16 protein-coding genes are annotated in these 15,192 nt (G+C 63.7%); 10 read left to right on the forward strand and 6 right to left on the reverse strand.

All coding sequences use genetic code 11. The annotated features are described in order from the left end of the window. The first annotated feature begins 262 nt into the window (after positions 1-262). Genes AC2CGW_RS19885 through AC2CGW_RS19900 form a run of 4 tightly spaced genes read left to right on the forward strand, consistent with a single transcriptional unit; the run spans position 263 to position 3,213 of the window. Entirely contained in the window at positions 263-928 is a 666-nt protein-coding gene (locus tag AC2CGW_RS19885; RefSeq protein ID WP_065864006.1) for an amino acid ABC transporter permease, read from the forward strand. After that, on the forward strand, positions 909-1,568 hold the full coding sequence (locus AC2CGW_RS19890; RefSeq protein ID WP_186665506.1) for an amino acid ABC transporter permease: 660 nt from the start codon (positions 909-911) through the stop codon (positions 1,566-1,568). The genes AC2CGW_RS19885 and AC2CGW_RS19890 overlap by 20 nt, the downstream gene beginning before the upstream one ends. Then, the gene (locus tag AC2CGW_RS19895; protein WP_186665507.1) at positions 1,565-2,338 is read left to right on the forward strand and encodes an amino acid ABC transporter ATP-binding protein; all 774 of its coding nucleotides are present in this window, start codon (positions 1,565-1,567) and stop codon (positions 2,336-2,338) included. Before AC2CGW_RS19890 ends, AC2CGW_RS19895 begins: the two co-directional genes overlap by 4 nt. Further along, the gene (locus AC2CGW_RS19900; RefSeq protein WP_426352063.1) at positions 2,335-3,213 is read left to right on the forward strand and encodes a transporter substrate-binding domain-containing protein; all 879 of its coding nucleotides are present in this window, start codon (positions 2,335-2,337) and stop codon (positions 3,211-3,213) included. The genes AC2CGW_RS19895 and AC2CGW_RS19900 overlap by 4 nt, the downstream gene beginning before the upstream one ends. Before the next feature lie 42 nt (positions 3,214-3,255). On the opposite strand, the gene AC2CGW_RS19905 is transcribed toward AC2CGW_RS19900, so the two are convergent. The 3 genes from AC2CGW_RS19905 to AC2CGW_RS19915 form a co-directional block, all read right to left on the reverse strand. Beyond that, positions 3,256-4,074 carry an alpha/beta fold hydrolase gene (locus AC2CGW_RS19905; protein WP_288376407.1) on the reverse strand — a complete coding sequence of 273 codons (819 nt, stop codon included), beginning with the start codon at positions 4,072-4,074 and terminating at the stop codon, positions 3,256-3,258. 114 nt (positions 4,075-4,188) lie between these two features. Further along, positions 4,189-6,555 (reverse strand): penicillin acylase family protein, encoded by a 2,367-nt coding sequence (locus AC2CGW_RS19910; RefSeq protein ID WP_426352062.1) that lies wholly within the window; start codon positions 6,553-6,555, stop codon positions 4,189-4,191. A gap of 93 nt (positions 6,556-6,648) precedes the next feature. After that, complete coding sequence (locus tag AC2CGW_RS19915; protein WP_426352061.1) at positions 6,649-7,212, reverse strand: DUF6436 domain-containing protein; 564 nt, start codon at positions 7,210-7,212, stop codon at positions 6,649-6,651. A 112-nt stretch (positions 7,213-7,324) separates the two neighbouring features. Here AC2CGW_RS19915 and bipL point away from each other — a divergent pair, with 112 nt between their 5' ends. Next, complete coding sequence (gene bipL, locus AC2CGW_RS19920) at positions 7,325-8,254, forward strand: phospholipase BipL (protein ID WP_186711710.1); 930 nt, start codon at positions 7,325-7,327, stop codon at positions 8,252-8,254. On the opposite strand, the gene AC2CGW_RS19925 is transcribed toward bipL, so the two are convergent. Continuing rightward, complete coding sequence (locus AC2CGW_RS19925; RefSeq protein ID WP_426352060.1) at positions 8,247-8,999, reverse strand: DUF2059 domain-containing protein; 753 nt, start codon at positions 8,997-8,999, stop codon at positions 8,247-8,249. The genes bipL and AC2CGW_RS19925 overlap by 8 nt on opposite strands. Before the next feature lie 113 nt (positions 9,000-9,112). Here AC2CGW_RS19925 and AC2CGW_RS19930 point away from each other — a divergent pair, with 113 nt between their 5' ends. Together AC2CGW_RS19930 and AC2CGW_RS19935 are read left to right on the forward strand one after the other, a co-directional pair. After that, the gene (locus AC2CGW_RS19930) at positions 9,113-9,745 is read left to right on the forward strand and encodes a 2OG-Fe(II) oxygenase (RefSeq protein ID WP_426352068.1); all 633 of its coding nucleotides are present in this window, start codon (positions 9,113-9,115) and stop codon (positions 9,743-9,745) included. Continuing rightward, positions 9,732-10,223, forward strand: coding sequence for a 2-thiouracil desulfurase family protein (locus tag AC2CGW_RS19935; RefSeq protein WP_186665517.1), 492 nt, complete (start codon positions 9,732-9,734; stop codon positions 10,221-10,223). Before AC2CGW_RS19930 ends, AC2CGW_RS19935 begins: the two co-directional genes overlap by 14 nt. 100 nt (positions 10,224-10,323) lie before the next feature. On the opposite strand, the gene AC2CGW_RS19940 is transcribed toward AC2CGW_RS19935, so the two are convergent. Beyond that, a complete protein-coding gene (locus AC2CGW_RS19940; protein ID WP_186665519.1) occupies positions 10,324-10,803 on the reverse strand; it encodes a substrate-binding periplasmic protein in 480 nt (159 codons plus the stop codon). Between the two features lie 231 nt (positions 10,804-11,034). Between AC2CGW_RS19940 and AC2CGW_RS19945 the strand changes: the two genes are divergently transcribed. After that, positions 11,035-11,511, forward strand: coding sequence for a DUF4399 domain-containing protein (locus AC2CGW_RS19945; protein ID WP_186710663.1), 477 nt, complete (start codon positions 11,035-11,037; stop codon positions 11,509-11,511). 119 nt (positions 11,512-11,630) lie between these two features. Here the strand turns inward: AC2CGW_RS19945 and serA are convergent, their stop codons facing one another. Beyond that, on the reverse strand, positions 11,631-12,860 hold the full coding sequence (gene serA, locus AC2CGW_RS19950) for a phosphoglycerate dehydrogenase (protein ID WP_054891120.1): 1,230 nt from the start codon (positions 12,858-12,860) through the stop codon (positions 11,631-11,633). Between the two features lie 172 nt (positions 12,861-13,032). Here serA and AC2CGW_RS19955 point away from each other — a divergent pair, with 172 nt between their 5' ends. Continuing rightward, positions 13,033-14,430, forward strand: coding sequence for an FAD-binding oxidoreductase (locus tag AC2CGW_RS19955; RefSeq protein WP_426351514.1), 1,398 nt, complete (start codon positions 13,033-13,035; stop codon positions 14,428-14,430). 28 nt (positions 14,431-14,458) lie between these two features. Continuing rightward, positions 14,459-15,124: a fumarylacetoacetate hydrolase family protein gene (locus AC2CGW_RS19960; RefSeq protein ID WP_426351513.1), complete on the forward strand. Its 666-nt coding sequence runs from the start codon at positions 14,459-14,461 to the stop codon at positions 15,122-15,124. The last annotated feature ends 68 nt before the right edge of the window (positions 15,125-15,192 follow it).

Below are 15,192 nucleotides of genomic sequence, written 5' to 3' on the forward strand. Positions count from 1 at the left end.
GCAGGCCGATCAGTCTGAAGTCCATTTGAGAGATATTTCGAGGGAAAGATCCCAGACGGATGTATGAAATTTCCGGTTAGCCCGTCGGGTGATATCAATATGCAATAAGGGTATTTAGAGAAAGTTTTTTATGCCTTTAGAGTCTACCTATCGTGCTTACCGGCACATCCCTTTCATCGTCCACGACGCCGAGCCATCCTCGCGTCGAGCCCGGAACCTTGCCCATGTCGTACCTCCGTGACCTTGTGTCGAGGCGTTATCCATGACCTTCGACACTGCCTTCATGCTTAGCACACTCCCGGCATTCCTCAAGGCCGTCGGCGTCACCCTGCAGGTCGGGCTGATCGCCATCGCCACCTCGCTGCTGGTCGCCGTGTTCAATGCCGCCGTCCTGGTGTTTCGCACCCCCTACCTGTGGCGGCTGGTCAAAGGCTATGTGGAGCTGGCGCGCAACACGCCGCTGCTGATCCAGTTGTTCTTCGTCTATTTCGCACTGCCGACCCTGGGTTTGAAAGTATCCGGCTTCGCTGCCGCGATCATCACCATGACCTTCATGGGCGGCGCCTACCTCACCGAGGTGCTGCGAGCGGGTGTCGAAGCGGTGCCACGGGCGCAGCTGGAGTCCGGGCGCTCCATCGGCTTGTCCGAGGGCCAGTTGCTGCGCCACGTGATCCTGCCCCAGGCCGGCATCCTCAGCCTGCCGGCGCTATTCGCCAACTTCATCTTCCTGCTCAAGGAAACCACCGTGGTCTCGGCGGTAGCCGTGCCGGAAATCCTCTACACCACCAAGAACTACATCGCCCTGTACTACAAGACCTACGAGATGCTCGCGGTGCTGACGTTGCTCTGCGTGCTGCTGTTCCTGCCGTTGTCGCTGCTGCTGCGCCACCTCGAAAGGAGGCTGCAACATGGCCAGTTCGGCAATTGAGCTGCTGCTGGTGTCCTTGCCGCAACTGGCCAAGGGCGCCGGACAGACCCTGGCGATCTCGGCCTTGGGCATCGTCTTCGCCACCCTGGGTGGTGTGCTCTATGGCGTGCTGGCCACGCTGGGCAAGCGTGCGGTGAACATCGCCTTGCAGATCTATCTGGAGCTGTTTCGGGCGATACCGGTGCTGGTCTGGCTGTACCTGGTGTTCTTCGGGTTGCCGATCTTCTTTTCGCTGAGTATCCCCAGCTTCTGGTGCGCGGTGCTGGTGCTGGGGCTGTGGGGTGCCAGCGAGGTTGGCGAGGTGGTGCGCGGGGCCCTGGCTTCGCTGCCGCGCGGCCAGCGTGAGGCGGGGTTGTCGATCGGCCTGTCGGGCCTGCAGTTGTATGGGCACGTGCTGTTGCCGCAGGCCCTCAAGCGCATGACGCCGCCCACCATCAACATCTACACGCGCATCGTCAAGACCAGCTCGCTTGCCGTGCTGATCGGCGTCGTCGATGTGATCAAGGCCGGCCAGCAGATCATCGAGCGTACCTACGAGTCGGTGCTGATCTACGGCGTACTGTTCCTGTTCTTCTTTTTCATCTGCTATCCGCTTTCCGCCGCTTCGCGCGCGCTGGAACGCCGCTGGGCCCACTCATGAGCGCATTGATCGAATTCCAGGGTTTCAACAAGTTCTTCGGTGAGCACCAGGTGCTCAAGGGGGTCGACCTGCAAGTACAGGCCGGCGAAGTGGTGGTGATCCTCGGCCCCAGCGGTTGCGGCAAGAGCACCCTGCTGCGTTGCCTGAACGGCCTGGAGGAGGCCCATGGCGGTAGCCTGCGCCTCGATGGCCAGGACTTGCTCGGCCCCGGCACCGACTGGCGCCAGGTACGCCAGCGGGTGGGCATGGTGTTCCAGAGCTATCACCTGTTCGGTCACATGAGCGTGATCGACAACCTGCTGCTCGGCCCACTCAAGGTGCAGAAGCGCGAGCGCGCCGAAGCCCAGGCGCAGGCCGAGGCGTTGCTGGCGCGGGTGGGGTTGCTGGACAAGCGGGACGCCTTCCCCCGGCAGTTGTCAGGCGGCCAGCAGCAGCGCATCGCCATTGTTCGTTCGTTGTGCATGAACCCGCAGGTGATGCTGTTCGACGAGGTCACCGCAGCCCTGGATCCCGAGATGGTCAAGGAGGTGCTGCAGGTGATCCAGGGCCTGGCCCGGGACGGCATGACCCTGCTCATCGTCACCCACGAAATGGCCTTCGCCCGGGCGGTGGCCGACCGTATCGTGTTCATGGAGGCCGGCAGGATCCTTGAACAGAGCGACCCCGAGAGCTTCTTCAGCCAACCGCGGACCGCACGCGCGCAGCAGTTCCTGGACAAATTCTCCTTCGTCGAAAGCCTGCCGAAGACACTACACAAGGAACTGTCATGAAAACTGCCCACTTCACCAAACTGCTGGCGCCGCTGTTCGGCCTGGCCTTGCTGGCCGGTTGCGACAAACCCGCGGAGCCGGGCAAGTCGGCTGCGGCGACGTCCGCGCTGTCCACCAGCTACCTGGAAACCATCAAGGCCCGCGATAAGTTGATCGTCGGCGTGTTCACCGACAAGCCGCCGTTCGGCTTCGTCGACGAGAGCGGCCGCTATGTGGGCTTCGACACCGATATCGGTCGTCGCTTCGCCAAGGACCTGCTCGGCGACGAGAACAAGGTCGAGTTCGTGGCCGTGGAGCCGGCCAGCCGCATCCCGTTCCTGCAGAGCGACAAGGTCGACCTGATCCTCGCCAACATGACCGTCACCCCGGAGCGCAAGGAAGCGGTCGACTTCACCAACCCCAACCTGCGTGTGGCGGTGCAGGCCATCGTGGCCGATGGCAGCCCGGTGAAAGCCCTCGATGACCTGGCCGGCAAGACCATCATCGTCACCACCGGCACCACCGCCGATATCTGGCTGACCAAGAACCACCCGGACTGGAAGCTGCTCAAGTTCGAGAAGAACAGCGAATCGCTGCAGGCCCTGGCCAATGGCCGTGGCGACGCCTATGCCCAGGACAACCTGATCCTGTTCAGCTGGGCCAAGCAGAACCCGGGTTACCGCGTGTTGCCAGAGTTGCTGGGTGACGAGGCGCCGATTGCCCCGGCGGTGAAGAAGGGCAATACCGAGCTGCGCGACTGGGTCAATGCCGAGCTGGCCAAGCTGGGCGAGGAGAAGTTCCTGCTCAAACTGTATGACCAGTACGTGCGCAAGGAGCTGAGCGACGACACCAAGCCTGAGAGCGTGATCGTCGAGGGCGGCAAGTGGCAGGGGTGAGTCAGGGTCCAATCGCGGGGCTGCACTGCAGCCCCGGCGATATCAGCGGTTACGCGGCAACCAGTTCAACAGGAACTCATTCACCACCTTCGGGTTCTCCAGGCTGGAGATATGCCCTGCGAACGGAATCTGCGCCGCCAGGCAGCCGATGATCCGTGCCATTTCGTTGCTTTCGGCAGGCGGACGCGGAATATCCTGGTCGCCGCAGACCACGATGGTCCGCTCTGCCGGCAACTCGCCCAGTCGGCCCAGCAGGTCAGGGCGTCCGAAAATCACCCGCCCCATCGGGTCGAGGCTCTGGCGAATGGTCTCGGCGCTGCTGGCCTTGAGGTCGGCGCGGAACTGCTCGCGCACGTCTGGCACCGTCTGGCCGCCGGCATGGAAGAAGATCGGCACCACGATGTCGAGCAGTGGGTCAGGGAAGAACCCTGCGCCGCTGGCGGCATCCAGCAGGCCGAAGTACTTCAGGCGCGTGGCTTCAGGTTCGGCGCCGAGGTAGGTGTCCATCAGCACGATGCGGTCAACCCGTTCCGGGTGTTCGATCGCCAGCTCAGCACCCCACATGCCACCGACCGACAGGCCGACCAGATGGCATTTGTCGATGCCCAGCGCGTCGAGAAACGCCAGGTGCTGGCGTGCCAGCGCGCTCATGTCGGTGGTGGTGGCTGGTGGTGCCTCGGAGTCGCCATGGCCCCAGAGCTCGGGCACCAGCACGCGGAAGTGTTTCGACAGCGCATCGATCTGCGGTTGCCACATCGCGGCAGACCACAGGTAGCTATGGCCCAGCAGCACCGGGAAGCCCTGGCCCTGGTCGACGTAGCTCATGCGGGCGCCGTCGATTTCGATGAAGTGCTTTTGCATGAGGAAGGCTCTTGGAAGAAAGGGGCGAACAGGTTACCTGTTCGCAGTGTGAAGGGTTGTGAAACTGGTCATGTTAGGGCTGCTCTGGTGGTGAGCTTTTCGACAGCAGCGCGTTCACTGTCCCGGTGGCACCAGGCGCAAGGTAGTGCGCGCCGGAATCACCCCCATCTGCGCCTTGTGATACCGCCCCTGTACATAATCTTCGGCCTGGTCCGAGTAATGGCGGTCGAACGGCACGCCACTCTGGCCTACAGGGTTGATGGTCAGCGCTTGCCCGGCGTCGGCGAAGTCGATCAGGCGTCGGGTCGAAGGCCCGTAGTTCACCGGCCAGGGCGCCGGGCCGATCTTCGCCGACAGGTTGTTCGGCACCTCATGGGTGCCCGGTGCGGCGAAGGGGCCGACATTGAACAGCAGGTTCAACGGTTTCTGCTGACCCAGCGGGTGGTTATGGGTGAGGGTGTGGGCCTTGCCCCATTGCCAGTCGGCCGGGTCGCTGCCGTACAGCTCGCGCAGATGCGCCAGGCTGCGTTGCCAGGCCTGGCGGACGATGGCGGTGCGGTCGGTGCGGTCGTGGCCGCCGCGCAGGTTCCACCAGGGTGAGTCGGCATCGGCGGCCAGGCGCGGTAGCGCGGCGTCGATGGCGCGGGTGCTGATCAGCACCTGGAACCAGGTGTCGCCCAGCTCGTCATGCAGGGCCGCGAACGCCAGCTCGTAGAGGAACTGGTTGAACAGCGTGGCGCTGGTCGAATCCAGTGGATAGTCGCCGCGCCATGCGGCCAGTTGTTCGACCAGTTCCTTCTGTTCGTCACCCTCGGCGATCGCACGCAAGGTATTGAGCAGCGGCGCCAAGGTGCGGGGGCCGTAGTCGGTGCTGGTGTCCAGCTGCAGCGCCTGGCTGTTCTGCACATCCCATTTGACTTGCGGGTCGGCCAGTCGACGATCCAGCTGGCGGCCACGGTCGGGCAGGTTGTAATAGCCGGGGATCGGCATGGCGGCCGGGGGCTGGTAGTTGGCCGAGACGATGTAGCCGCTGGGCGGATTCTCCTGCTGGGGATTGGCGCTGAAGGGGTAGAAGCCGAGCTTGTCGGCCTGGTGGGTGCTGCCGTCGAGAATGAACGCCGGGTTGACCCCGTCCGGACGAATCGGCAATTGCGCCGAGGCCCACCAGCCGATGTCACCGCGAGCGTTGGCCCAGACCAGGTTCAGCCCCGGTGCCTGGATCTTCGCCGCGGCCTCGCGCATCTTGCCCAGGGTGTCGGCGCGGTTGACCTGGTAGAAGGCATCAAGGATGGGGTTTTCGGTTTCGAGGAAGGCCCACCACATGGCGACAGGGGTTTGCCCTGCGGTTTCGCCGAGCACATCGTTGACGATCGGCCCGTGGGGCGAGCGACGCAGGGTGATGGTCACCGGAGCTTCGCCCTTGACCGCGATCTGCTGCTCGGTTGTCTCCAGCGCGCGCCATTGGCCATCGACCATGACCTGGTTGGTGTCGGCGGGGTTGGTCTTCTCGGCGATCAGATCGACGTCGTCGTTCTGGAACATGGTCAGGCTCCAGCCGAAGTCGCGATTGTGACCGAGCAGGGCGAAGGGGTTCAGCGCCTGGAAATAGCCGTAGAGGTTGAAGCCGGGCGCCGACAGTTCAGCCTCGTACCACACTGCCGGTACTGCGAAGCCGATATGCGGATCGCCCGCCAGCAGCGGGCGGCCACTGCGGGTATGGCTGCCGGCGACAGCCCAGGCGTTGCTGCCTTCGAACTGCGGGATACCCGCGTCGCCAAGCGCCTGGTGGCTGAGCCGGGCCAGGCCTTCGAGTGCGCGCCAGTCGTTGGCGGCAAGGGCCGGGTGCAGAGCTCCGTCAGGTTGCCAGTCGAGGTCGAAGATCTTCAGGTAGTCGGGGCCGAGCTGATCGCGGATATAGGTCAGCGCAGGTTCGGTGCGAAAGGCGGCGGCGAAACTGTAGGCCAGGTAGCCGGCGATGCTCAGGGTGTCTTCGGCGGTGAAGGGGCGTTCAGGGATACCGAGGACGTCGAACTCCACCGGCTTGGGATGGCTGGCCTGCCAGCTGTTCACGCCGTCCAGGTAGGCCTGCAGTGCGAGCCAGGACGGTGACTGGTGATCCAGGCGCTCGACCATCCGCGCCGCCTGCTCGCGGATGCGCAGGCTGCGAAACAGGGTGTCGGTGGGCACCAGTTTGCTGCCCAGCACTTCGGCCAGCTCACCACGTGCCAGGCGGCGCACCAGTTCCATCTGGAACAGCCGGTCCTGGGCGTGCACATAGCCCAGGGCGCGGTACAGGTCAGGCTCGTTCTGCGCCTGTAGATGCGGTACACCGCGTTCGTCGTAGCGCACGCTGACCGGTGCGCTCAAGCCGGTGATAGCCACTTCGCCCTCGCGCTGCGGCAGCTTGCCGTGCACGTACCAGTAACCGGCACCCGCGGCTACGGCCACGACGATGGCAAGCAGAGTGAGGCTGCGCTTCATAGAATTCCTTGTGCCGTTGACGAGGGGGCGAGCGGCTGCTGAACACCGCAAAACGCGTTGAGAATAGCCTTCCCGGCGTGACAGGTCTGCCCTTTACTGCGCTTCTTTCTGCCAGGGGCAATAGCAGCCGCTGGCCAGGGCATTGGAGGCCTGTACCTGACGGCCTTGCAGCAGCGCCTGGATCACCGGCTCGATGAAACTGTTGCTGGAGTTGCACACTGCGCCTTCGCTGTAAGGGCCGAAATAGGCGAGCTGACCCTTGCGATCCCAGATCGCCACAGCCGGTGACGCAGGCAGGTATTCGCTGCCGGGCAGGTCGCCGACGGGTTGCAAGGCGCCAAGGTTGGCGGGTAGTTGGCCGTGACTGCCAGGCTTTTGCAGTACATGGAAGGTCACACCCTGTGCGGCGAAGTGCTCGATCAGCTCGGCCAGGTGTTGCTGGTTACCGACGTTGCAAGGGCAGGCCGGGTCCCAGAAGTGCACGATGCGGATCGGGCCAGGGCCTGCGAGCTCGGCGGGCAGTTGCAACTGGCTGCCGTCGAACAGCGTGGCCTGGTTGTCGAAGGTGCGCAGGTAGCGGGACTGGAAACTGTCGTAGGCCCACCACAGCAGGGCGGCGCAGACCAGGGTGGTGAGCAGCGTGGTAAAAATTCGCATGGTGATTCCGTAGAAAACGACACGACCGCTTCTGCAGGGGACGCCAGCTTGCCATGACCGGGCTCAGAGCTGAATATCGCAGATCAATACTCGCGCCATTGTGGATGTCTCCATGCCGTCACCCTTTGACCCCGACCTGCTGCGTACCAGCCTTGCCCCGCTGGCGGCGCGCCAGCCACTGTCGGCCCAGGCCCTCGACTACCAGCGCTTCTATGGCCTCGACCTGCCGGCGCAAAGCTGGCTGGGCGCCTTCAGTGTGGCGGGTTTCGACCTGGTGGGGCAGGTGTGGCTGCCGGATGCGCCGGTGGCGACATTGTTCCTGCTGCATGGTTACTACGACCATATGGGGCTGTATCGTCATGTGATTGGCTGGGCGCTGCAGCAGGGCTTCGCGGTGATCGGCTGCGACCTGCCAGGTCACGGGCTGTCCAGCGGCGAGCGGGCCAGCATCGCCGACTTCGCGGTCTACCAGCAGGTGCTCGATGCCCTCTTCGAGCAAGCGCGCAGGCTCGACCTGCCACGGCCCTGGCACCTGTGCGGGCAGAGCACGGGTGGGGCCATCGTTGTCGATCATCTGCTGCACTGCGGCGAGCAGAGCCCGGCCGACGGCCAGGTGATCCTGCTGGCGCCGTTGGTGCGGCCGCGGGCCTGGCACTGGTCGAAGTTGAGTTATCGGGTGCTGCGTCATTTCGTCGATGGTATCGAGCGACGTTTCAGCGCCAATACCAATGACCCGGCGTTTCTCGCGTTCCTCGAGGCTGACCCGCTGCAGCCGCGGCGCCTGCCGACGGCATGGGTGGGCGCGCTGATGGCCTGGATCAAGCGCATCGAGGCGGCGCCGCACAGTCGGCGTCGGCCGCTGATCGTCCAGGGCGAGGCGGACGGCACGGTGGACTGGCCATACAACCTCAGGGTGCTGAAGGAGAAGTTCGCCGAGCCGCAGATTCTCCTGCTGCCCGAGGCGCGGCATCACCTGGCCAACGAGCTGCCGGATATCCGCCAGCGCTACTTCAACTTTCTCGACCAGCGCCTGCTCACTTGAGGTTGGCGCTGCTCTGGCCGACGGCCAGCCCCGCACGCACTGCAGCCAGCGCGGCGCTGTAGTAGGCCTTGCCCTCTGCGGATTCGGCGAAGGTGGCGAACGCTTCCAGCTCGTCGTCGGACAGGTCGCGGTAGACATACAACAAGGTGTTGTTCAGGTCTTCGCCAATCTCGTTCATCAAGCGTTGGCGCTGACCATCGAGCAGGCCCTGGGCCTGGCCGCTGCCGAACAGGCCGGGGATCATCGAGCTGAGGCTGTCGGCGGCAACTCCGGCGATCGCCAGGCTGACCTCGGCCCCCGCTTCGCGGGCGGGCAGGGCCTGGGCCAGGTGACCGATGGCCAGCAGACGGTTGTCGCTGGCCTGGATGCGGGGAAGGCCCTTGGCGTTCTTGGCCAATTGGTCCTTGCGCGTGGCCAGCAGCTCGGCGGCAACCACCTTGCGCCCCAGTGGCGATTGGAAGAACGCCAGCGCCGGCGCCGGGTTCTTCAGGTTGGCGCGCAGTTGGGCCTGGGCGCGTTGATCCATTGCCTGGGCCTGGAAGCGTTGGTTGCTGTTGTCGACGAGCGCCTGGAAAACCGCGGGCGGCAGGCTGTTGCGGTAGCGCTGCTGGGCGGCCCCGATGGCGTCATTGAAGTGGGCGCGCTGGTCGGGCCAGCCGGCGGCCTTGTACAGTTGGTCGAGGCTGTCTGCCCAGACAGGCATGGTGCAGATCATCAGCACAAGCAGGGAAAACAAACGGCGCATTCAGGACTCCTGTCGGCAGGCCGCTATTGTCCGTGGGGTGGTACGCCTTTGTCGAGATATCAGCGTGCTTCTCGGCCAAGTGGCGCTGTCCGTGCTCATGGCTAATGGATATGATGCGCGCCATGCATACCTCTCCCGAACATCCGCTGCTGTCGATCATCGTCGACGACCTGGCCACCCGTGGCTGGTCGCAGCAGGCACTTTTCCTGTCGCTCGAGCTGGCCCGCGCCTTGGCCACCGAGTGTCGCAGGCGCCATGCCGAGGGCGAACTGAGCCCCGCAGGTGTCGGCAGGGGGGCGGCCCAGGAGGTGCGCGAGGCGATCCGTGGCGACCAGATCCAGTGGATCGACCCCGGCCAGGCCGAGGCCTGCGACCGCTACCTTGAGCTCATGGGCAACCTGCGCCAGGCGATCAACCAAGGGCTGTTCCTGGGGTTGGAAGACTTCGAGTGTCATTTCGCCCTGTATCCGCCGGGCGCCTTCTACCGCAGGCATCTTGACCGTTTCCGCGACGACGACCGGCGCATGGTGTCGGTGGTGCTCTATCTCAATGAGCGCTGGCAAGCCGAAGACGGCGGGCAGTTGCGGATGTTCCTTGCCGACGACGTCGAGCATGACGTCCAGCCCGAGGCCGGCAGCCTGGTGGTGTTCCTGTCGGGTGAAGTCCCGCATGAAGTCCTGCCGGCCAATCGCGAACGCCTGTCACTGACAGGCTGGTTCCGGCGCCGTGGCAATGATCCCTTCTGAGTCGCCCAAGGTACTGGTCAGTGCCTGTCTGCTGGGGCAGCCGGTGCGCTATGACGGACGCGACAGCGGCCACCCCGATCTGCTCAAGCAATGGCAGGCCGAGGGGCGTGTAGTGCCCTTGTGCCCGGAGGTGGCGGGTGGCTTGCCGACGCCGCGACCGCCGGCGGAGATCCAGGGCGGGCAGGGTGGCCAGGTGCTCGATGGGCAGGTTCAGGTTCTGACCGTGGCTGGCGAGGATGTCAGTGCGGCCTTTCTGGGCGGCGCTCGGCAGGCCCTGGCGCTGGTGCGGCGGCATGGGATTCGGGTTGCGGTGCTCAAGTCCGGTAGCCCGTCGTGCGGTAACCGACTGACCTACGATGGCAGTTTCAGCGGGGTGAAGGTGCCGGGGGAGGGTGTCGTTGCTGCGCTGTTGCGCCGGGAAGGGGTGCTGGTGTTCAGCGAGCTGGAGCTGGATGAGGCGCAACGGGCACTCGGGTAGTTCGGTGTCGTTCCTTTCGCGGGCAAGCCCGCTCCCACAGGGTTGGGCTCACCACAGGCCTTGTGGGAGCGGGCTTGCCCGCGAAGAGAACGCCGCGATATCACTGCTGCGCCGCCGTCTTCTCGAACCACTTCTGCTCGAGCTCCGCCATCCGCCCACTGTCCTTGAGCCGCTGCAGGGCATTGTTCAGCGTGCTCTCGAAGGCCGGATTGTCCTTCTGGAACGGGATCACCAGCTTCTTCTCACCAAACGTCTGGCTGGCATCCAGCGCGCTTTCAGTCGCAGGCTGTTCGCTCGCGGGTGTCAATGCGATGTCGTACTTGCCACTCTCCACGCCTGTCAGCACTTCGTCGGCGGGCGCCTCGATGAATTCCGCGCGCAGGTCCATCTCGCGGGCCAGGTCTTGGCCGAACTCGATGTCGAACCCGGTCAGGTGCTCGTTTTCCTTGAAGGCGTAGGGGGCATTGTTGGCTTGCACGGCGATGCGCAGTTCACCCCGGTCGTTGATTTCGTCGATCAGCTCTGCCTGGGCCAGGGGGCTGATGAGTACTGCCAGCAGTAGGCCAATGGTCAAACGCATGAATATCCCTTTTTATATCTCGGCAGATGAATGTCATTCGCCGTGGCTTTCTCGTTTTGCCGCGGTCGAACGCAGCCTATGACCCCGACATCGTGCTTAGGTTTACGCCGTCGCTGAAATTTTCATGCCGGCATTTTTGAACCTGCGGGACGGTAACTGGACTATGGTGAAGTACCACCTCGCTTCGTTTAAGTGATAGCGGTCAATTGAAGTGAATGACAGGAGAAGTGAATGAAAAGCCCAGTGTCGCGTGCTGCCCTTGCCGGTCTGCTGATGGGGGCCTCGCTGTTTGCCAGCGCTGCCGATGCCTTGAAAAGCCAGGAGCCACCGAAAGACGCCAAGGTCTTCATCGTCTCCCCGGCCGATGGCGCCACGGTCGACAAGACCTTCACCGTCAAGTTCGGCATCGAGGGTATCGCGCTCAAGCCGGCTGGCGACCAGACCCCGCACTCCGGGCACCATCACCTGCTGGTGGATGTCGACAAGGCGCCTGTAGCTGACCAGCCATTGCCGACCAGCCTGATGCCCGAGGGCAACCAACCCCTGCCAGCCGGGCCGCAGGTGCTGCATTTCGGCAAGGCGCAGACCGAGGCGACCATCACCCTGACCCCGGGCAAGCACACCCTGCAACTGGTGCTGGGCGACCAGTACCATGTGCCGTTCAAGCCAAGCGTCGAGTCGAAGAAGATCACCGTCAATGTGAAGTGATGCCTGGAAGCTTCGCGGCGCTTCGGCGCCCCGATTCGACCGCGAAGCAGAACACTCGGATCGCGCAGGCAAAAAAAGGGAGGCCACCAGGGCCTCCCTTCTTCATGCAGCCATCAGGCTCAGAACAGGACGCGCGAGCGGATGGTGCCCTTGACGTGCTGCAGTTTCTCTTGCGCCAGGTCCGAGTACTCGGCGTCGACGTCGATGACCACGTAACCCACTTTCTCGTCGGTCTGCAGGAACTGACCGGAGATGTTGATGCCGTTCTCGGCGAAGACCTTGTTGATCTCGCTGAGTACGCCCGGGATGTTTTCGTGGATGTGCAGCAGGCGGTGCTTGCCCGGGTGCGCCGGCAGGGCCACTTCAGGGAAGTTGACCGAGGATACGGACGTACCGTTGTCGCTGTACTTGACCAGCTTCTCGGCCACTTCCAGGCCGATGTTGGCCTGGGCTTCGGCGGTCGAACCACCGATGTGCGGGGTCAGGATCACGTTGTCCAGGCCACGCAGTGGGCTTTCGAACTCTTCGTCGTTCGAGCGCGGCTCGACCGGGAACACGTCGATGGCGGCGCCGATCAGGTGCTTGTCCTTGATCGCGGCAGCCAGGTGATCCAGTTCGACCACGGTGCCACGGGCAGCGTTGATCAGGATCGAGCCCTTCTTCATCGCGCGGATTTCCTTCTCGCCGATCATCCACTGGGTGGATGGCAGCTCAGGCACGTGCAGCGAGACGATGTCGGCCAGGCCCAGCAGTTCGTTGAGGCTGGTGACCTGGGTGGCGTTGCCCAGTGGCAGCTTGGTCAGCGGGTCGAAGAAGTAGACCTGCATGCCGACGCTTTCGGCCAGAACCGACAGCTGGGTGCCGATCGAGCCGTAGCCGACGATGCCGAGCTTCTTGCCGCGGATCTCGAAGGAGTTGGCCGCGCTCTTGATCCAGCCACCGCGGTGGCAGGAGGCGTTCTTCTCGGGGATGCCGCGCAGCAGCAGGATGGCTTCGGCCAGCACCAGTTCGGCAACCGAACGGGTGTTGGAGTACGGCGCGTTGAACACCGCGATGCCGCGCTCGCGGGCCGCGTTCAGGTCAACCTGGTTGGTGCCGATGCAGAAGCAGCCGACCGCGACCAGTTTCTTCGCACAGTCAAAGACTTCTTCAGTCAGTTGAGTGCGCGAGCGGATGCCGATGAAGTGGGCGTCCGCGATCTTTTCCTTCAGTTGCGCATCCGGCAGTGAGCCAGTGAGGTACTCGATGTTGGTGTACCCGGCAGCCTTGAGGGTGTCCACAGCATTCTGGTGGACGCCTTCGAGAAGAAGGAACCTGATCTTGCTCTTGTCGAGAGAAGTCTTGCTCATCTGCGTAAACCTGTATCCCGGAGAAAAAATGGCGAGGGGGGCAAAGCGGCGCGGCGACGGGCCTTAGCACGATCGACGGGAGGGCTATGCTAGCATACGCGACACCGTCTGAGCTTATCCCGACAGGTGAAGAGTGCTCAGGGTGACCATGAATCATTCGAGAGTTCTGGCGATGACCCACGCTGCGGTAATTGATGAGCTGAAGACCCTGGTCGACCCTGGCAAGGTCCTGACCGACCCCGCCTCGCTCGAAGCGTACGGCAAGGACTGGACCAAGCACTACCCGCCGGCGCCGACCGCCATCGTCCTGCCCAAGACCACCGAGCAAGTCCAGGCCATCGTGCGCTGGGCCAACCGCCACAAGGTCGCGCTGGTGCCGTCCGGCGGACGCACCGGCCTGTCGGGCGCTGCGGTCGCTGCCAATGGCGAAGTCGTGGTGGCTTTCGACCAGATGAACCAGATTCTCGCCTTCAACGAATTCGACCGCACCGTGGTCTGCCAGCCGGGCGTGATCACCCGCCAGTTGCAGCAGTTCGCCGAGGACCAGGGCCTGTACTACCCGGTCGATTTCGCCTCGAGCGGATCCAGCCAGATTGGCGGCAATATCGGCACCAATGCCGGCGGGATCAAAGTCATTCGCTACGGCATGACCCGCAACTGGGTGGCAGGGCTGAAGGTGGTCACCGGCAAGGGCGAACTGCTGGAGCTCAACCGCGACCTGATCAAGAACGCCACCGGCTACGACCTGCGCCAGCTGTTCATTGGTGCCGAGGGCACCCTGGGCTTCGTGGTCGAGGCGACCATGCGCCTGGACCGCGCGCCGCGCAACCTCACGGCGATGGTGCTCGGCACGCCGGACTTCGACTCGATCATGCCGGTGCTGCATGCCTTCCAGGGCAAGCTCGACCTGACCGCCTTCGAGTTCTTCTCCGACAAGGGCCTGGCCAAGATCATGGGTCGCGGCGACGTGCCGGCGCCGTTCGACACGCCATGCCCCTTCTATGCGCTGCTGGAGTTCGAGGCCAGCACCGAGGAAGTGGCCAGCGAAGCCCTGGCCACCTTCGAGCACTGCGTCGAGCAGGGCTGGGTGCTCGATGGGGTGATGAGCCAGAGCGAGACGCAGCTGAAGAACCTGTGGAAGCTGCGTGAGTACCTGTCCGAGACCATCTCCCACTGGACGCCCTACAAGAACGATATTTCCGTCACCGTCTCCAAGGTGCCGGCGTTCCTGCGTGATATCGATGCGGTGGTCGGCGAACACTACCCCGACTACGAAGTCGTCTGGTACGGGCATATCGGCGACGGCAATCTGCACCTGAACATCCTCAAGCCCGATCACATGAGCAAGGACGATTTCTTCGCCTCCTGCACCAAGGTCAACAAATGGGTGTTCGAGATCGTCGAGCGCTACAACGGTTCGATCTCTGCTGAGCACGGCGTGGGCATGACCAAGCGGGACTACCTCGGCTACAGCCGCTCGGCAGATGAAATCGCCTGCATGAAAGCGATAAAGGCGGTGTTCGACCCGAACGGCATCATGAATCCGGGTAAGATCTTCGCACCTGAATAAGAAAGCAGTATCCAGAGGAGTCGGCCCCATGAGTTACCAGCACCAGTACGTAGACGGCACGCGCATCCACTTCACGCTGGGCAAGGTGGTGTGCATCGGCCGCAACTACGCCGAGCATGCCAAGGAACTGGACAACCCCATCCCCAGCGAGCCGCTGCTGTTCATCAAGCCCGGCAGCTGCGTGGTGCCACTGGAAGGCGGCTTCAAGATCCCGACCGACCGCGGTTCGGTGCACTACGAGGCCGAGATTGCCGTGCTGCTGGGCAAGCCACTGTCGACCAAGCCGACAGTCGAAGAGGTGCTGGATGCCATTTCCGGCTACGCCCCGGCCCTGGACCTGACCCTGCGTGACGTACAGGCCAAGCTGAAGGAGAAGGGCCTGCCGTGGGAGCTGGCCAAGAGCTTCGACGGCGCCTGTGTATTGCCGCCGTTCGTCGCCGCATCCAGCTTCGAGGACGTGACCGACATTCCGGTACGCCTGACCATCAATGGCGAAGTGCGCCAGGATGGCAACAGCGCAATGATGCTCAACCCTATCGTGCCGATCATCCAGCACATCGCTGCGCAGTTCTCCCTGCAGGCGGGTGACGTGATTCTCACCGGTACTCCGGCCGGTGTCGGGCCGTTCAATGTCGGTGATGAGCTGGTGCTTGAGCTGCCGGGTGTCAGCCGCTTCGAGAGCCGCGTGCTTTGATCTGACTGCGGGTCGTCCTTTTCGCGGGTAAACCCGCTCCTACAGGGATTTGCGCAGCCTTGTGAGAG

It is taken from the genome of Pseudomonas sp. SYWMCR5, assembly GCF_057197165.1.